This is a genomic window from Nonomuraea sp. B1E8 (assembly GCF_039871515.1).
Taxonomy (GTDB): Bacteria; Actinomycetota; Actinomycetes; order Streptosporangiales; family Streptosporangiaceae; genus Nonomuraea.
On record NZ_JBDPLS010000007.1, the window covers coordinates 445,010 to 460,392 of the forward strand.

At 72.0% G+C, this 15,383-nt stretch carries 17 protein-coding genes; 10 read left to right on the forward strand and 7 right to left on the reverse strand.

What is annotated here, in order from left to right:
* Window positions 1–62 precede the first annotated feature (62 nt).
* A complete protein-coding gene (locus tag ABGA98_RS25230; RefSeq protein WP_347620864.1) occupies window positions 63–1,811 on the reverse strand; it encodes an AMP-dependent synthetase/ligase in 1,749 nt (582 codons plus the stop codon).
* Between the two features lie 119 nt (window positions 1,812–1,930).
* Between ABGA98_RS25230 and ABGA98_RS25235 the strand changes: the two genes are divergently transcribed.
* The 7 genes from ABGA98_RS25235 to ABGA98_RS25265 all read left to right on the forward strand — a co-directional run bounded on the left by ABGA98_RS25235 (window position 1,931) and on the right by ABGA98_RS25265 (window position 7,630).
* Window positions 1,931–2,698: a metallophosphoesterase gene (locus tag ABGA98_RS25235; protein ID WP_347620865.1), complete on the forward strand. Its 768-nt coding sequence runs from the start codon at window positions 1,931–1,933 to the stop codon at window positions 2,696–2,698.
* A 58-nt stretch (window positions 2,699–2,756) separates the two neighbouring features.
* Window positions 2,757–3,194 carry an SRPBCC family protein gene (locus ABGA98_RS25240; RefSeq protein ID WP_347620866.1) on the forward strand — a complete coding sequence of 146 codons (438 nt, stop codon included), beginning with the start codon at window positions 2,757–2,759 and terminating at the stop codon, window positions 3,192–3,194.
* Between the two features lies 1 nt (window position 3,195).
* On the forward strand, window positions 3,196–4,344 hold the full coding sequence (locus tag ABGA98_RS25245) for an ArsA family ATPase (RefSeq protein ID WP_347620867.1): 1,149 nt from the start codon (window positions 3,196–3,198) through the stop codon (window positions 4,342–4,344).
* Between the two features lie 93 nt (window positions 4,345–4,437).
* On the forward strand, window positions 4,438–4,830 hold the full coding sequence (locus tag ABGA98_RS25250) for a hypothetical protein (protein WP_347620868.1): 393 nt from the start codon (window positions 4,438–4,440) through the stop codon (window positions 4,828–4,830).
* Window positions 4,831–4,844: 14 nt separating this feature from the next.
* Complete coding sequence (locus ABGA98_RS25255; protein ID WP_347620869.1) at window positions 4,845–5,777, forward strand: ROK family glucokinase; 933 nt, start codon at window positions 4,845–4,847, stop codon at window positions 5,775–5,777.
* Window positions 5,778–5,787: 10 nt separating this feature from the next.
* Window positions 5,788–6,483 (forward strand): endonuclease/exonuclease/phosphatase family protein, encoded by a 696-nt coding sequence (locus ABGA98_RS25260; RefSeq protein WP_347620870.1) that lies wholly within the window; start codon window positions 5,788–5,790, stop codon window positions 6,481–6,483.
* Window positions 6,484–6,520: 37 nt separating this feature from the next.
* Window positions 6,521–7,630, forward strand: coding sequence for a hypothetical protein (locus ABGA98_RS25265; protein WP_347620871.1), 1,110 nt, complete (start codon window positions 6,521–6,523; stop codon window positions 7,628–7,630).
* A gap of 10 nt (window positions 7,631–7,640) precedes the next feature.
* Here the strand turns inward: ABGA98_RS25265 and ABGA98_RS25270 are convergent, their stop codons facing one another.
* Both ABGA98_RS25270 and ABGA98_RS25275 read right to left on the reverse strand, forming a co-directional pair.
* Complete coding sequence (locus tag ABGA98_RS25270; protein ID WP_347620872.1) at window positions 7,641–8,120, reverse strand: hypothetical protein; 480 nt, start codon at window positions 8,118–8,120, stop codon at window positions 7,641–7,643.
* 46 nt (window positions 8,121–8,166) lie between these two features.
* On the reverse strand, window positions 8,167–8,925 hold the full coding sequence (locus tag ABGA98_RS25275) for an alpha/beta fold hydrolase (RefSeq protein WP_347620873.1): 759 nt from the start codon (window positions 8,923–8,925) through the stop codon (window positions 8,167–8,169).
* A 160-nt stretch (window positions 8,926–9,085) separates the two neighbouring features.
* On the opposite strand from ABGA98_RS25275, the gene ABGA98_RS25280 reads away from it, so the two are divergent.
* On the forward strand, window positions 9,086–9,793 hold the full coding sequence (locus ABGA98_RS25280; protein WP_347620874.1) for a lysophospholipid acyltransferase family protein: 708 nt from the start codon (window positions 9,086–9,088) through the stop codon (window positions 9,791–9,793).
* A gap of 132 nt (window positions 9,794–9,925) precedes the next feature.
* Here ABGA98_RS25280 and ABGA98_RS25285 read toward each other — a convergent pair whose 3' ends face one another.
* Complete coding sequence (locus ABGA98_RS25285; RefSeq protein WP_347620890.1) at window positions 9,926–10,384, reverse strand: MarR family transcriptional regulator; 459 nt, start codon at window positions 10,382–10,384, stop codon at window positions 9,926–9,928.
* A gap of 135 nt (window positions 10,385–10,519) precedes the next feature.
* Here ABGA98_RS25285 and ABGA98_RS25290 point away from each other — a divergent pair, with 135 nt between their 5' ends.
* On the forward strand, window positions 10,520–10,948 hold the full coding sequence (locus ABGA98_RS25290; RefSeq protein ID WP_347620875.1) for a DoxX family protein: 429 nt from the start codon (window positions 10,520–10,522) through the stop codon (window positions 10,946–10,948).
* A 17-nt stretch (window positions 10,949–10,965) separates the two neighbouring features.
* On the opposite strand, the gene mmuM is transcribed toward ABGA98_RS25290, so the two are convergent.
* Together mmuM and ABGA98_RS25300 are read right to left on the reverse strand one after the other, a co-directional pair.
* Window positions 10,966–11,832 (reverse strand): homocysteine S-methyltransferase, encoded by an 867-nt coding sequence (mmuM, locus tag ABGA98_RS25295; RefSeq protein ID WP_347620876.1) that lies wholly within the window; start codon window positions 11,830–11,832, stop codon window positions 10,966–10,968.
* Between the two features lie 58 nt (window positions 11,833–11,890).
* Window positions 11,891–12,553: a Crp/Fnr family transcriptional regulator gene (locus ABGA98_RS25300; RefSeq protein ID WP_347620877.1), complete on the reverse strand. Its 663-nt coding sequence runs from the start codon at window positions 12,551–12,553 to the stop codon at window positions 11,891–11,893.
* 73 nt (window positions 12,554–12,626) lie between these two features.
* On the opposite strand from ABGA98_RS25300, the gene ABGA98_RS25305 reads away from it, so the two are divergent.
* Window positions 12,627–12,890 carry a YciI family protein gene (locus ABGA98_RS25305; RefSeq protein WP_347620878.1) on the forward strand — a complete coding sequence of 88 codons (264 nt, stop codon included), beginning with the start codon at window positions 12,627–12,629 and terminating at the stop codon, window positions 12,888–12,890.
* Between the two features lie 17 nt (window positions 12,891–12,907).
* Here the strand turns inward: ABGA98_RS25305 and ABGA98_RS25310 are convergent, their stop codons facing one another.
* Window positions 12,908–15,259: a VIT domain-containing protein gene (locus tag ABGA98_RS25310; RefSeq protein ID WP_347620879.1), complete on the reverse strand. Its 2,352-nt coding sequence runs from the start codon at window positions 15,257–15,259 to the stop codon at window positions 12,908–12,910.
* Window positions 15,260–15,383 lie beyond the last annotated feature (124 nt).

Genomic DNA, 15,383 nt, shown 5'->3' on the forward strand with positions numbered 1-15,383 from the left:
CCGCCCCCGGACCTGTACTGCGGGGCAGGGCCCGCCCGCGCCGCCGGGACCTGTGCGGCGGGTCAGGGCCCGCCGTACAGGTCGTCGATCTCCTTCTGGAAGTCGCGCAGCACCAGGTTGCGCTTGATCTTCAGGGTGGGCGTGAGGTGGCCGCTGTCCTCGGTGATGTCGGCGGCCAGGATCGCGAACTTCTTGATCTGCTCGGCCCTCGACACCGACAGGTTCGCCCGGTCGACGGCCGCCTGGATGCCGGCCAGCACCTCCGGATCGGTGCGCAGCCGCTCGGCCGTCGCCCCCGCCGGCATGGCCTCGGGGTCGAGGGTGATCAGCGCGGCCACGAACGGCCGGCCGTCTCCGACGACCATGGCCTGGGAGATCAGCGGGTGGGCGCGCAGCGCGTCCTCCAGGGGCCCCGGGGCGACGTTCTTGCCCGCCGCCGTCACCAGGATCTCCTTCTTGCGCCCGGTGATCCGCAGGTAGCCGTCGGCGTCCAGCTCGCCGATGTCGCCGGTGTGGAACCAGCCCTCGGAGTCGATCACCTCGTCCGTGGCCGCGTCGTTCTTCCAGTAGCCGGCGAAGACGTTCCTGCCCCTGGCCAGGACCTCGCCGTCGTCGGCGATGCGCAGCGTGACGCCCGGCAGCGGCTTTCCGACGGTGCCGATCTTGTTGGCGCCCGGCATGTTGACCGAGCAGGGGGCCGACGTCTCGGTCAGGCCGTAGCCCTCGAAGACCTCGATGCCCACGCCCCTGAAGAAGTGGCCGAGCCGGTCGCCGAGCGCCGAGCCGCCGGACACCGCCGCGGAGAGCCTGCCGCCGGTGGCGGCGCGCAGCTTGGCGTACACCAGCCGGTCGAACACCGCCCGCTTCAGCCGCAGCCCGAGCGGCGCGCCACCGGAGCTCTCGGCGCGGCTCCAGGCCACCGCGACGTCCACCGCGCGGGCGAAGATCGCGCCCTTGCCGCCGGCGCTGGCCTTCTGCTCGGCGGAGTTGTAGACCTTCTCGAAGACGCGCGGCACGCCCAGCAGGAACGTCGGCTGGAAGCCCTGCAGGTCGGGGGCGACGTTCTTCATGTTGGGGGTGTGCGCCATGACGGCGCCCGCCTCGAACAGCACCACCTGGATCATCCGCGCGAAGATGTGCGCCAGCGGCAGGAACAGCAGCGCGGCCGGGTCCTTACGGGCGAACAGCGGCTCGAGAGGCCCGCGCAGCACGTTGAGCGCGGTGAACAGCAGGTTGTCGTGGGTGATCCGGCAGCCCTTGGGCCGGCCGGTGGTGCCCGAGGTGTAGACGATCGTGGCCAGGTCGGAGGAGGCGACCCGCTTCCTGCGCTCGTCGACGGCGGAGGCCGGGACGCCCTCGGTGTCGAGCGTGCCGTCGATCCGCCAGACCGCCTTCAGACCGGGCGCCGCCTCCCGCACGGTCTCCTCGTGCGAGTCGAGTTCGACGAACGCCGCCTTGGCCTCGCTGTCGGCGAGGATCCACGCCACCTGATCGGCCGACGAGGTCTCGTAGACCGGCACGGTGACCGCTCCGACGGACCAGATGGCGTAGTCGACCAGGGTCCACTCGTAGCGGGTGCGCGACATCAGCGCGACCCGGTCGCCGTGCTCGACGCCCGCCGCGATCAGCCCTCTGGCCACCTCGACCACCTGGTCGCGGAACTCGGCCGCGGTGACGACGGGCCAGCCCGCGTCGGTCCTGCGGCGCATGACCACGGCCCCTGGCCGCTCCTCGGCCCGCGCGAAGACGGTGTCGGCCAGGCCGGCGGAGGCGGGCACGTCGACCAGGACGGGGACGCTGTACTCGCGCACGGATCAACTCCTCTTCGTGACGACCTGGCCTGGACGTTACCGCGCCAAGTTACGCGCCGGTAGCTCCGTCGCTGAGGCGTTATGTCACGCTAGCAGCCGGGGCTCTTAGGATTTCCCCCATGAGGGTCCATGTGGTGAGCGACGTCCACGGCAGGGCCGACGCCCTGGCCAGGGCCGGCGACGGCGCCGACGCGCTGATCTGCCTCGGTGACCTGATCCTCTTCATCGACTACGACGACCACGCGCAGGGCATCTTCGCCGACCTGTTCGGGGCGGAGAACGCGTCCGCCTTCATCGCCCTGCGCACGGCCAAACGGTTCGACGAGGCCAGGGCCATGTCGGCGCGGCTGTGGGCCACGCTCGGCGGCGACCGGCGCGAGCACATCGAACGCAACGTGCGCGCCCAGTACGAGACCCTCTTCGCCGTCATGCCCGCCCCCGCCTACCTCACCTACGGCAACGTCGACATCCCCGCCCTGTGGGCCGACTACCTCAGGCCGGGGCTCGAGGTGCTCGACGGGCAGGTCACGGAGATCGGCGGGCTGCGGTTCGGGTTCGTGGGCGGCGGGCTCAAGACCCCCTACCGCACCCCGTACGAGATCGGCGACGAGGAGTACGCGGCCAAGGTCGAGGCGGTCGGCGAGGTCGACGTGCTGTGCTGCCACATCCCGCCGGCCCTGCCCGAACTGCTCTATGACGTGGTGGCCAGGAGGTTCGAGCGCGGCAGCGAGGCCACGCTGGAGGCGATCAGGCGCACCCAGCCGCGTTACGCCCTGTTCGGACACGTGCACAACCCCCTTCACCGCCGCACCCGCGTCGGGCGCACCGAGTGCGTGAACGTCGGCCACTTCCGGGGGAGGGGCGTTCCGTACGTCCTCGAGTGGTGAGCGCGGGCGGCGCCCTCCGGTCCGTCCCGAGCGGCGTGTTGTGCACTACGGTGGTCGCATGGCTGATCGCACCACTTCGAGCACCACCATCGGCGCCGGTCGCGCCGATGTCCTGGCGGTCATCGCGGACTTTCCCGCCTACCCGGAATGGGCCGGGCAGGTCAAGAGCGCGGAGGTCCTCTCCACCGGCCCCGACGGCAGGCCCGAGCAGGTGCGATTCGCCCTCGACGCCGGCCCGATCAGCGACACCTACACCCTCGGCTACGCCTGGCAGGACGACGACGGCGTGAGCTGGCAGGTGGTCGAGCCGGGCAAGATGGTCTCCGACCTCAGGGGGAGTTACCGGCTCGCCGACGCGGGCAGTGGCACCGAGGTGACGTACGAGCTGACGGTCGACCTCAGCGTGCCCATGATCGGCATGATCAAGCGCAAGGCGGAGAAGGTGATCGTGGACACCGCGCTCAAGGGTCTCAAGAAGCGCGTCGAGGGCCGCTGAGTTGAGCCCTCGGGTCCTGCTCTTCACCGGCAAGGGCGGCGTCGGCAAGACCACGGCCGCCGCCGCGACCGCCACGCTCGCCGCGGCCCGCGGCCTCAAGACGCTGATCGTCTCCACCGACACCGCCCACTCGCTGGCCGACGCGCTCGCCGCCGAGCCGGGCGAGATCGCGCCAGGGCTGCACCTGCACCAGGTCGACACCCAGAAGACACTCGAACGCCACTGGGGCGAGCTGCGCGAATACGCCAGGGGAGTGCTGGAGGAGCTGGGCCTCGACGAGGTCACCTCCGAGGAGATCACCGTCCTGCCCGGCGCCGAGGAGATCATCGCCCTGCTGGAGCTGCGCGAGCACGCCCGTGAGGGCCGCTGGGACGTGATCGTGGTCGACTGCGCGCCGACGGCTGAGACGCTGCGGCTGCTGGCCCTGCCCGAGGCGCTCGACTGGCACGTCAGCAGGCTGATGCCGGTGGGCCGCAAGCTCGTGCGGCTGGTCTCGCCGTTCGTGCGCAGCGTGGCTCACGTCAGCGCGCCGGGCGAGGAGGTCATGAGCGCGGCCGAGCGTTTCCACCGCGGTCTGATGGAGGTGCGCGAGCTGCTCACCGGCGACCACGCCTCGGTGCGGCTCGTGCTCACGCCGGAGGCCGTGGTGCTCGCCGAGGCCAGGCGCACCATGACCTCGCTCAACCTGTACGGCTACCGCGTCGACGCCGTCGTGGCCAACCGCGTCTTCCCCGCCGGCGACGCCGACGCGTGGCGCGCGCGGTGGGTGGAGGCGCAGGGAAGGCTGCTGGCCGAGGCGGAGGAGTCGTTCGCGCCGCTGCCCGTCCACGTCGTCCCCTATCTGCCCGCCGAGCCCGTCGGCAGGAAGGCCCTGGCCGAGCTCGGCGCGTCGATGTACGGCGAGTCCGACCCGTTCGCCCCGCACGCGATCGAGCCTCCGCTGCGGATGAGCGCCGACGAGCTGGCCCTCGCCCTGCCCGGGGCCGACCGCGACGACATCGACCTGGCCCGCAAGGGCGACGAGCTGATCGTCACCGCCGGCCCCTACCGCAGGATTCTGGCGCTGCCCGCCGCGCTGGCCCGTCGTAAGATCAGCGCGGCCGCGCTCCGCGACGGCGTGCTCAGCGTGCGGTTCGGCGATCCCGCGTGACGACGATTTCTGCATTACCGTTCAGGTCGGGGAGCGAATCCGCAACCTGACGAGTTGAGGAGGATGAGCGACCCCATACGCAGGGAGGGCCAGATGACCGAGAGCAACGACAGAGATCCGATCGGGACCGTCGCCGACGAGGCGCGCAAGCTGTTGGAGTCGATCCAGGGGCGGGCCACCCGCCAGGTCGGCAAGTCCGTGTTCAACTCGTTCGCCGGCGGCGGTCGCAGGGAACGCGACGTGTGGGAAGAGGCGGTGTCCGAGCCACACGACGAGTACATCTGCCGTGCCTGCCCGGTCTGCCGGGCGATCGCCGCCCAGCGCGAGTCCGGCTCCGACGTGACCGGGCACCTGGTGGCCGCCGGCGGTGAGCTGTTCGCCGCCGTCCGCGGCGCGCTCGACGTCCTCAGCAGGCCGCCCGCCCCTCGCAGGCAACGCGACGATCGGGATCGCCGCGACAACGTGGAACACATAGATCTGGGATAGGGAGACACGGGGCAATGCTCACGATCGGTGTCGACATCGGCGGAACCAAGGTGGCCGCCGGTGTGGTCGACGATGACGGCAAGATCGTCGAACACACGCTCAGGCCCACCGCCGCCGACCGCCCGGAAGTGGTGGCCGAGACGGTGGCCGACGTCGTTCGCGAGCTGGGGGAGGGCAGGCGGATCGAGGCGGTCGGGGTCGGCGCGGCCGGGTTCGTCGACGAGACCAGGTCGATGGTGCGCTTCGCCCCCAACCTGGCCTGGCGCGAGGAGCCGCTGCAGAAGAAGATCAGCGGCCTGCTCGGCCTGCCGGTCGTGATCGAGAACGACGCCAACGCCATGGCCTGGGGTGAGACCAGGTTCGGCGCCGGGCGGGGCCAGTCTCACGTGGTCTGCATCACGCTCGGCACGGGCATCGGCGGCGGCCTGGTCTTCGACGGCGCTCTCTACCGCGGTCGCTGGGGCATGGGCGCCGAGCTGGGTCACATGCAGGTGCTGCCCGGCGGGCGGCCGTGCGGCTGCGGCAACATCGGCTGCTGGGAGCAGTACGCCAGCGGTCAGGCCCTCGTCAAGGAGGCCAGGAAGATCGCCGAGGCGGAGCCGGAGCGGGCCGGGATCCTGCTGGGGCTGGCCGACGGCAAGATCGAGGGCGAGGAGGTCACCGAGGCCGCGCGGCTGGGCGACGAAGCCTCGCTGGCCGCGTTCGGCAACCTCGCCGACTGGCTGGGGCAGGGCATGGCCGATCTGGCCGCGGTGCTCGACCCCGGCTGCTTCATCGTGGGCGGCGGGGTGTCCCGCGCCGCCGACCTGTTCATCGACCGGGCGCGCGAGACCTTCGCCGAGCGGCTCACCGGGCACGGGCACCGGCCGCTGGCCGAGATCAAGCTGGCGGAGCTGGGCGCCTCCGCCGGCGTGGTGGGCGCCGCCGACCTGGCCAGGCGCCGCTAGTCACCCCTACGTGACGATCCGCGTAGCGACCTACAACCTGCACGGGTTGCGCGACGACGTTCCCGCGCTGACCAGGGTCATCACCGCCATGCGCGCCGACGTGCTGTGCGTGCAGGAGGCGCCCAGGTTCGTACGCTGGCGGGCCAGGCGCCGGGCCCTGGCCGCCGCGGCGGGGCTGCGGCCGGCCACCCCGGGCAGGCTCGGTGGCGTCGCCGTGTTCACCGGGCCCCGCGTCAGCGTGCTGCACGCCGAGAGCCACGCGCTGCGGGCCTTCTTCGGGCTGGAGCGGCGCGGGCTGGCGATCGCCGTGGTGGAGGCGGAGGGGACCCGGCTGGCCGTCGGCTCGCTCCACCTCGACCTCAACGACCCGGCCAGGGTGCACCACGCGGCGGAGGCCGTGGCGCTGGTGGAACGCGCGGCCACCCGGCTGGACGCGACGGTGGTGCTCGGCGGCGACATCAACGAGCAGGACCGCCGGCCCGCCTGGCGTTATCTCGCCGGGCGGCTGGCCGACTGTTACGCGGTGGCGCCCAAGGGCGACGGGCTGACCTTCCCCGCGCGGCGGCCGTCCGCGCGCATCGACGGGGTGTTCGCCGCGCGCGACGCGCGTGTCGTCTCCTGCGGGGGAGTGGACGCCCCGATGACCGATCTGGGTGCCGCCTCCGACCATCTGCCGGTCATCGCAGAGTTGCGAGTTGGGCTGTAACGGGCAAGTGGGGCTCGCGAGCCCGTAGCATTCAATCATGACCCGTCGCTCTCAGCGGCGTGCGCTCTCTTTGCTCTTGGCGACGTCCGTGGCCTTGACCCAGGCCGCGCCCGCCGCGCATGCCGAACCCCGTCCTGCCACGATCGAGGCGTGGCAGCAGTCGACCAGCGTGCGCCTCCAGGCTGACGGCTCGCTCTCCGACGTGCTCGCGATCTCGGCCGACGACGTGTGGGCCGTGGGCCAGCAGGAGATCTGGGACGTCTGGAAGAACCGCGGGGCCATCCGCCACTGGAACGGGAAGAGCTGGGCGGAGGTGCCCGTGCGCGACGCCACGGCCGCGGGAAACCTGCGTGGCCTGGCCGCCGTGTCGGCCTCCGACGTGTGGACGGTCGGCGACGGCCACGACGGGCTGCCCTTTCTCGCGCACGGCGATGCGACGGGGTTCGACCGGGTCAGGCCGCAGGGCCTGCGGGCGGGCGACTGGCTCGGCGGCATCGACGCCAGGTCGGGGCGGATCGTCGCGGTCGGCAGCCGCGAGAAGAACGGGCTCATCCTCACCGGCCACGGAGCCTCCTGGACCGTCCACGAGACCAAGGAGAAGGGCGCGCTCTACGCGGTGGCGGACGGGTTCGCCGTCGGCGACACCGGCACCGGGCCGCTGATCGTGCACCAGTCCGGCGGCGCGTGGAAGTCCATGCCGGTGCCCTCGATCCCCGGCGGCTACCTGCGCGACGTGCACGTCGACAGCTCCAAGCGGGCGATGGCCGTCGGCGGCGTCTACCACGGCCCCGGCGACATCAGCCCGCTCGTGCTGACCTGGAACGGCAAGCGCTGGCGTGAGCAGCGGCTGCCCCGCTCCGAGGCCCGTCTCTACGGCGTGACGGGCGACGGCAAGGGCCGCTACTGGATGGCCGGCTACGACCCGTCGCGGGCGGGGGAGCCGTTCATGATGCGCTGCGAGAAGGGCGACTGCGAGATCATCCGTGGCCGCGCCAAGCACGGCAGGAGCAGCGTGCGCCTGCAGGCGGTGGCCTATCTCGCGGGCAAGGGCGCGGTCTGGGCGGTCGGCCACGCGGTCGACACCGCCGACCGCTACACCGACGTGGTGGAGGCGTTCGCGCCGAAGACCACCACGTCGAAGTCGTAAGGCGGGGGCCTCACAACACGGCGCCGTCGTCCCAGCCCGAGTCGTTGGACGGCGGGCCGTCGCCCATGCGCACCACCAGCGCCACGAACCCGCCGATGAACGCCGCCACCGCCGTGAACAGCGCCCACCCCTCCATGTGCCAGCTGGCCATCGCGGCGACCAGGAGGTAGGCGGGGCCGCCGAACAGCGCCACCCAGGCCAGCTTGGTCGGCAGGTCGATTTTGGGCAGGGGAGGCGGCGGAGGCGGCACGAAGTGACCTTCGTCCTCCTCGTCGCCGTCGTCACGCTGGTCCGTGTCGCCTTCGGGCTCGTCCGGCCCGTCGGGCTCGGCCGCGGGCTCCTCGGAGGGCTTGACCACCCTGCGGGTGGGTTCGGCGGGGACGTTTTCGCTGTCCGGCCATGGCTGGTCGGCCGAGTCGCGCTCGGCGGTGTCGTTGAAGGACGCGACGATCTGCCGCCAGACCTCGTCCTCGTCACTCTGGGGCGTCACCTAGATGGGCCTCTCCACAGCGATCGCGACTTCCCCCTGGGTGCGATCAGTCCCTCTGCAAGGGTACCGAGGCATGTGTCCGGATGAAGCCGAGGCTCCCGGCAAAGATCCTGTCGGCATCGTTGTCCAGCGTCGCAACATGGTAGCTATCGGTAAGCTCCTCGATCGTGGCCTGCGGCACCTTCTCACGGATGATCGCCACACTCGCCGGCTTCACCACGTGGTCATCGGTGCTACGGAAGACCAAAAGCGGTTGTGTCACCTTCGCCAGGTCGGCCTGCACCAGCGACCACAGTTCCGGCAGCGAGGCGGCCGCCTTCACCGGGGTGCGGGTGTAGGCCAGCTCGGTCACGCCGGGCTTCTTGACGTCGCCCGCGACGCCGGGCACCGACGGCACGAACCATTTCAGCAGCGGGGCCAGCCTCATCAGGGGCACGTCGTTCGCGATCGACGGGTTGACCACGATCACGCCCCTGATCGCCGGGCCGTGCACCTCGGCCAGCCGCAGCGCCAGGCAGCCCCCGAGCGACAGCCCTGCCACGAACACCTCCGTGCAGCGGCCCTGAAGGATCTCGAACGCCTTCTCCACCTCGGCGTACCAGTCCTCCCAGCGCGTACGGTTCATCTCCTGCCACCGGGTGCCGTGCCCGGGCTGGCGGGGCAGTGAGACGCTCACCCCGTGCCCGGCCAGGAACTCGCCCCACGGTCGCAGCGACTGGGGCGTGCCGGTGAACCCATGGCACAGCAGCACCCCGACCTGTCCTGCTTCGTGGTGGTAGGACTCCGCGCCTGGCATGAGCGGCATAACAGCTCCTCCGTGCTGTTTCATTCCGGCAATTTCACCCGGAACTGCCCGATCGTCGCACGTTCTAGGGGGTTTGTGCGAGAGGTGGTGTAGGAGCATCCCCCGCGGGATGGGAAGATGACTCTGATCGCCGACAATGCGCTGAGGAAGAGGTGCCGGGGTGTTCTACTGGGTGGTCAAGGCCATCTTGGGGCCGATCCTCCACCTTGTCTTCAGGCCATGGACCGAAGGCGCGGACAACGTGCCCAGGCAAGGGCCGGCGATCCTGGCCGGCAACCACCTGTCGTTCGCCGACCATTTCTTCGGGCCGCTGCAGATCCGCCGCAAGGTCATCTCCCTGGGCAAGGCCGACTATTTCACCGGGCGTGGCGTGAAGGGCTTCTTCACCCGCCTGTTCTTCAGCGGCGTCGGCACCGTGCCGATCGACCGGTCGGGCGGCAAGGCCAGCGAGGCCGCGCTGCGCACCGGGCTGCGCATCCTGCGCGAGGGCCACATCCTGGGCATCTACCCCGAGGGCACGCGCTCGCCCGACGGCCGCCTCTACAAAGGCAAGACCGGCGTGGCCCGGCTCGCGCTGGAGTCCCGGGTGCCGGTCATCCCCTGGGCCATGATCAACACGTACGAGATGATGCCGCCCGGACGGCCGCTGCCCAAGCTCGGCATCAGGCCGGGCGTCAGGTTCGGCAAGCCGCTCGACTTCTCCCGCTACTATGGGATGGAGGATGATCGGCTGGTGTTGCGCGCGGTGACCGACGAGATCATGTACGCGCTGATGGAGCTGTCGGAGCAGGAATACGTCGACAAGTACGCCGCCAGCGCCCGCGTCGAGATGGAGCGGGCCGCGCGCGCCGCCGCGGGGAAGAGCTAGAGCGGCGGCCATGGTCGCTCGCCGTAATGGCGTGCTAACGTGGAGTCATGTCGGACGGTGGTGCTCGCGCGTGACCGTCCTCCGCTCATGGGCCGGCGTGTGCCTCCGGGCATGCCGAAGCCACGTCACGTCTCAGTGGGACGACCGTAAGGCACGTTCCGTCTTCCGCATGGCGGTCGTCATCGTATGCAGCTCTTCACGGCTGAGCCGGTCGATCAGGTAGGCGCGCACCACCTCCACGTGGCCGGGCGCCACCCGTTCCAGGCAGCTCATGCCCGCGTCGGTGAGCACCGCCAGCACCCCGCGCTCGTCCGAGGGGCAGTGCGCCCGCTCCACCAGGCCGGCCTTCTCCAGCTGGGTGATCTGATACGTCAGCGCGCTCTTCGTCGCCACGACGTCTCTGGCCAGCTCCGTCATGCGCATCTGGCGGTCGGGGGCGGCGGAGAGGCGCACCAGGATCTCATACTGCGGGTGCGTCAGCCCCGCCGCGGCCTTGAGCTGCTCCTCGATGCGGCGCTCCAGCAGGTGAAAGGTGGACACGAAGGCGTGCCACGCCGCCATCTCCGTCGCGTCCAGCCATCGGGGGTCCATCACCGCCTCAGTGTAGGGGCAGGCCGCGCCGCTCCTGAGAACAGGTCTTTGACTCGGCGGCCTGACTTGTTGTTCGGCTTTGAACATCACGGCTAGAGTTGTCGTTCAAAACTGAACGACAATCAAGGAGGTCGCATGATCGAACAGGCGCGCCCCATCGTCCTGCTGCTCGCGAGGGTCGCCGTCGGCGTGATCTTCATCGTCCACGGCTACCAGAAGTTCGCGACCATGGGCATCGCGGGCACCACCAAGTTCTTCGAGTCCGTCGGCATCCCGCTGGCCGGTGTGGCCGCGCCCGCGGTGGCCACGCTGGAGGTCGTGGGCGGGCTCGCGCTCGTCGCCGGCGCCGCGCTGCCGATCGTGGGCTCGCTGCTGGCGCTCACCATGGTGGGCGCGATCGTCTTCGTGCACGGCGCGAACGGCTTCGCCGCCGGCGAGGGCGGCTACGAGTTCGTCCTGGCCCTGGCGGCGGCCAGCCTGGCCATCGGCTTCAGCGGCGGCGGCGCGTTCGCGCTCGACCGCGTGCTGGGCCGCCGCGGGGGCGCCGCCACGGTCACCGCCTAAGCGCCACGGGCGGGCGCTCAGGACAGGTGGGCGCGGATCTGCCGGACGTGCTCGGGAGTCGTCCGGCAGCAACCTCCGATCAGCGACGCACCCGCCCGCTGCCACTCCTTGGCGGCCTGGCCGTACTCGATCGGGTCGGCCAGGCCCACCCAGCGGCGACCGGCCGGGTCCCACGACTCGCCCGAGTTGGGGTAGACCACCACGGGCAGCGCGCCCGACAGGCACGAGATCAGCCCGGGGATGTGGCGCGGCGCGGTGCAGTTGACGCCGACCGCCACCACCTGCGCATGCCCCGCGAACAGCGCGGCGGCCTCCCGGATCGGTGTCCCGTCATTGAGGTGCTCGCTGTCCCTGCAGGAGAAGCTCACCCACGCCTTGACCTCCGGCGTGTGGCTCAGCAGCCGGGCCAGCGCCCGCGCCTCGGGGCGGGACGGGATCGTCTCGCAGGCCAGCAGGTCGGCACCCGCCCCGGCGAGGATCTCCCAGCGCGGCAGGTGCCAGGCGAACAGGCCGTCCTCGTCGAGGTCGTAGTCGCCGGTGTATTCCGCCCCGTTGGCCAGGTAGGCGCCGTAGGGGCCGACCGACGCCGCCACCAGCCCGCCGCCGGCCTCGTCACGGGCCTGCCCCGCGAGCTCGACCGACAGCCTGAGCAGCCGCTCGGCCTGCGCCACGTCGAGCCCGCGCCGGGCGAAGCCCGGGATCGTGGCCTGGTAGCTGGCGGTCGTGGCCACGTCGGCGCCCGCCGCGAAATAGCCCGCGTGCGCCTGCCGGATCAGCTCCGGCTCCTCCAGTAGCAGCCGCGCCGACCACAACGCGTCGCGCAGATCCGCGCCGAGCCGTTCGAGCTGGGTGGACAGGCCGCCGTCCAGGACAAGTGTCGTCACCTCTTCAGGGTATGAGCAGCCGGACGGCCTCCAGACGACGCGGACGCCCCGCCGGGACTCAGGGCGCCGGGATCGGGACAGTGGCCAGGCGGGAAAGGGCCACACGATCCAGCACGACCACCTCGCCGGTGGAGATCTCGACCCATCCCCGGCGCTCGAACCCGCGCAGGGCACGGTTGACGCTCACCCGGGTCGCGCCGATCTCGGCTCCCAAGCCCGCCTGGCCGCCGTGGAGCGGCACCCGGCCGCCGGCGCAGCGGCGTACCAGCCAGGCCGCCACGCGCGTCGGCACGTCGCGCACCGCCGCGTCGGTGAGCCGCTCGTCGAGATCGCGCACGGTCTCGGCCAGCGTGCGCAGCAGCCGCGCCGCGACCTCCGGTTCGCCGGCGACCAGCTCCAGCACGGCGGAGCGCGGCACGTACGCGACCTCCACCGCCGTCAGGGCCGTGCGCGTCGCCCGGTGCGGGCCGTCCACGAGCAGGGCCGTCTTGTCGAACGCGACCGGCGCCGCCTCCACGGCGAGGACCACCTCCCGGCCCTCCGCGCTCACCCGCCCGGCCTTGACCCGCCCGTCGAGCAGCACGATCAGGTGGCCGGCGGGATCGCCCTCGGAGCACAGCACCTGCCCTGCCGGATAGCGCCTGCGCCGCGCCGCCAGACCGCGCAACCGTTCCTCTCCCAGCCGGGCGAACATCGGCAGGTCGGCCAGCGTGTACGTCATGTATCCCGATATACACCATCGCCGTGCCCCACGATGCTGAGCGAAAGGAGGGGGCCGGCCTAGCGTTCGGGGCATGGCGAGATACGTACTGCACCTGGCTTTCGACGGCGACCCGCGGCGGCTCGCCGCCCGGCCCGCGCACCGGGAGCACCTGCGCGGGCTCAAGGAGGAGGGGCGGCTGGTGACCGCCGGGCCGTGGGCGGACGACACCGGGGCGCTGCACGTCTACGAGGTGCCCGGGGAGGAGGACCTGCGGGAGATCCTCCTCCGGGACCCGTACACGGCGGCCGGCGCCTACGAGGTCGTCCTGCTGAAGGAGTGGACGCCGATCATGTGACCGCCCCCGTGACTAGGCTAGGCGCGCTTCCAGAACGGGCCGCGACCCCCCCGAGGCGGCTCACCTGGAGCCGCCGGCCCCGAGGACGGGTTCGGTGCGGCGGAGTGGCCGACGAGCGCGGTGAGGACGGCGACGGCGCGGTCGTGCAGCGCCTGAGCGTCCGCGCCCGGCCGCTCGGCCGCCTCCAGCTCGCGGGCCAGCGCCGCCAGCTCCTCGTTTCCCCCGAGGTACGCGGCCAGCGCGGCCAGCCGCGAGCCCAGGTCGGCCAGGTAGAGCAGGTCGGGCGCGGGAAGCGCCGTCAGCCTGCCGAGTTCGGCCACCAGCTGAGGCCGTACCGACGCCACCGGGTCAGCGCGCCGCGGTCCGGACCTCCGGGAGCGGGCACTGCCGCGAGGCGAGCCCGGCCGCGCGGGAGCCCCCGGCGCCGGAAGCGGGCCGACGGCGCCGGCGTCGCCGAGCAGCCCCTGCTCCGTGCCCGGGGCGAAGCCCTGAGGCTGCCGCATGTGTACGGCGGCCGCCGGCGCGGCGGCCATCATCGTGTGCCCGAAGGCGCCCATCGGCGCCGCGCTCCGCGGCATCTCCCATCCGCTGGGCGGCTCGACCGGCTGGATCACGCGGTGCTCGGGGCCGCCCTCGGCGACCTGCCTGGTGTCGATCGCCACGTACGCGGTGAAGCGGCAGAGCACACCGTTGTCGAGGGACGTGCGCACGATCCTGGACTCCAGGTCGTGCTCGCCCATGGCGTACCGGTCCTCCAGCTCCCGCAGGTGCGTGCGGGCCCAGACGGCGCGGATGGCCGGATGGTCCACCCCCACGCCCGGAACCTGCTGCTCCCACGGCCCGCCGGCCGCCATGCCGTGCACGGTCAGCGAGGAGCCCTCGCGATACCGGCCGAACACCCGCAGGGGCACGCCGGGGAAGATCGAGCCGAGATGCGTGACCGTGTCCGGCTCCAGGTCGAGGCCCTTGATCGACAGGTCGGTGACCAGGGGAGCGCCGATCCTGCGGTGGATCTGCTCCATGGCGGCGTCGAGCCGGTCCTCCGACTCGACCAGCTCGCACCTCCCCGCGCCCAGCCCGGCCAGCCGGCCGAGGAACCCGGCGTTCACGGCCCTGTCGATGCCGACGGTGTGCACGCGCATGGCCGACAGCGCCCCGCCGGCCTGCTCCAGAATCTGGTCCTCGTTGCCCACCTGGCCGTCGGTGACCAGCACGACGACGCGTTCGCGCCCGGACGCGGCCCTCAGGAGGGCGACGGCCTGGAGCAGCGGGTCCAGCAGCTCGGTGCCGCCTCGGGCGTCGACCCGCGCGAGATGCTCGACGGCGCGGTAACGGTTGCGGTCGGACGCCTCCACCAGGCCCTCGAACGCCTGCTCCACCACGGAGTCGAAGGCCAGCACCGCGAACCTGTCCTGGGACGTCAGCGTGTCCACGATGCGCGCGGCGGCCCGGCGCGCGCACACCATCTTCCAGCCGCCCATGCTGCCGGAGCGGTCGAGCAGCAGCACCACGTCGCGGGGCGCGCGCGTGGCCTGCAGCGGCGGCGGCACGACGGTCAGCGCGAACGTGCCCCCGCCGTCGAGCTGCAACGACGTGGACGCGTCGAACGACATGCGCAGGATGAAGTCGCGGTCGAGCCGTTCACCAGGACGCAGGCGAACCGTGTGGCCCTCCTCCTCGACCACGTGCAGGCTGGAGGCCAGCTCGCGCAACTCCAGGCCCGCGGCGTCCACGCGCGCGCTGAGCGAGAGCCGTACCGGGTCGGGGAAGCCGGGCAGCAGGACGGGAGGGCTGATCCTGGACGCGTCCGGGACGGCGTCGGTGTCGGGCGCGGCGCCGTCGCCGGCGGGCCGCCCGTCGATGGGGGTGCCCGGGATGTAGCGCGGCGCGACGACCAGCGGGAACCTGAACGTGGCCGCGCCGTCCTCGTACGGCAGGGGCTGGCTCATGGTCAGCCGGACCGAGACGCGCTCGCCGGGCAGGATGTTGCCCACCCTGATCGTGAAGACGTCCGGCCGGTCCTCTTCGGCGATCGCCGCCCGCCTGCCCTCGCGCAGCGCCTGGTCATAGTCGGCCCTGGCCTGGCCGCGCTCCTTCAGCACGCCCTCGATGACCCGGTCGTCGGCCTCCATCCTGAACCCCGTCACGGCGGCCCGGTCGGGCAGCGGGAAGACGTACGTCGCCTCCAGGGTGACGTCGAACGGGTTTCTGAACCCCTGGGTGACCTCGACCCCGGCGATGAGCCCCGAGATGTCGGCGGCCACGTCCACGCTTTCGAGCGGCAGGTTGCCGCGTTCGGTCCGCAGGGCGCCGAACCCGGCGTCCGGCACCGGCAGGCACCGTGCGGGCTCCAGCGAAGTGATCCTCATCAGATACCTCCGTGGAAACCCCCGCCTTCAGGCGGGGGAGGAATCGGACCCCTGCGGAGCAGGACAGGGGCAGCCGATTCGCCGTCAGGCGAACCGGCGTATCGAACACACACGCGGCCCTTAG